We start from the raw sequence: 1,117 nt of genomic DNA, 5'->3' as shown, positions 1-1,117 counted from the left end.
GGCTACCAGGACCCCACCGGCCTCTACCACCTCGCCGCCCGCTACTACGACGCCAACATCGGCCGCTTCACCCAGCCCGACCCCTCCGGCCAGGAAACCAACCCCTACCTCTACGCCGAAGGCGACCCCGTCAACCGCATCGACCCCTCGGGGCTCGGCTGGCTCCAGAAGGTAGGAGATGCGGTCAGCGACAGTGAAAGCATCGTGGGGATTGCCACGGGCTGCATTGCCGGTCTGGGCGCCGCATCCGAGACGGGAATCATCCAGGCAGCGGGTGTATTCGGCGGCGGAATTGGCGCGGTCGGTGCGGCAGTCGGCAGCTGCGCAGTGGGCGGCGCCATGGGGTACGCAGGTATGGACATCATCAGTTACGGATGAGCATCGGTGAATAACGATAACTGACTGATCAGCACCTCTGTCACGGCGACGGATCGCATCCGTCGCCGTGACAGAGGTCCGCACGACAAGCAAGCAGCAGCTGTTCCTGCAGTGGATCCCGACAAGGCCCGAGTAAGGAGAGAAACGATGAACGACAAGGTCAAACTGCAGGTTTTCGCAGTTGTATGTCTCGTGGTATCAATCATCTGCATTGTGGTGGGACTGCAGACCGGTAACATGGTGTACCTGGTCTTGGGCGGCTTGGGAATCCTGGGAATGACTATGCTAGCATTCGGAGTGCTGCGCAAGAGGAGGTCCTCCTGAGGGAGTGATCGTGGCGGGATAGGCAGGTCCAGTGGTGAACGCCAGTGCACCGATGCCTCTGCAGTCACCGGAATCCGGCATCGTATTCGTAATTCTTTTCGTCATCATCGTGGTTCCCCTCGTTGCCTGGTTTCTGTATCGCAAGTAAAGTGAAGAACGCTTCGCCCTGTCTTTTTCGGGATCAGCTTGATCCATCCCTCGGTGGTGCTATGTGGTTTCGGACGGCCGTGGGCACAGTGTTCGTACGGTGGGCCCGGATTCCCAGAGCGGAAATTCCGGGCCCGCCGTTGTGCAGTCACGAACGTAGAAGTGAGACCGCGGGTGCCTCCACGGACGACTACATCCGCACGGGGGAGTCGTACACGGACTACTCCCAGCTGAAGTCGATCACGGTGGGCGGCAGGACGTACGCGGG

2 protein-coding genes are annotated in these 1,117 nt (G+C 60.5%); both read left to right on the top strand.

What is annotated here, in order from left to right; genetic code table 11:
• Window positions 1-378 (top strand): RHS repeat-associated core domain-containing protein (locus tag ACIP5O_RS36895; protein WP_401302248.1); only part of this gene is annotated, 378 nt, incomplete at its 5' end.
• 147 nt (window positions 379-525) lie between these two features.
• Window positions 526-702: a hypothetical protein gene (locus ACIP5O_RS36890; RefSeq protein ID WP_401302245.1), complete on the top strand. Its 177-nt coding sequence runs from the start codon at window positions 526-528 to the stop codon at window positions 700-702.
• The last annotated feature ends 415 nt before the right edge of the window (window positions 703-1,117 follow it).

It is taken from the genome of Streptomyces sp. NPDC088915 (assembly GCF_044749825.1).
In the GTDB taxonomy this organism is placed as follows: domain Bacteria; phylum Actinomycetota; class Actinomycetes; order Streptomycetales; family Streptomycetaceae; genus Streptomyces.
Note: the sequence above shows the minus strand (reverse complement) of the source record. Positions and strands in the feature narration are given on the sequence as shown.

Excerpts from the sequence above, each read along its gene's own strand:
- ACIP5O_RS36890 (WP_401302245.1), top strand. The coding sequence starts at position 526 with ATGAACGACAAGGTCAAACTGCAGGTTTTCGCAGTTGTATGTCTCGTG.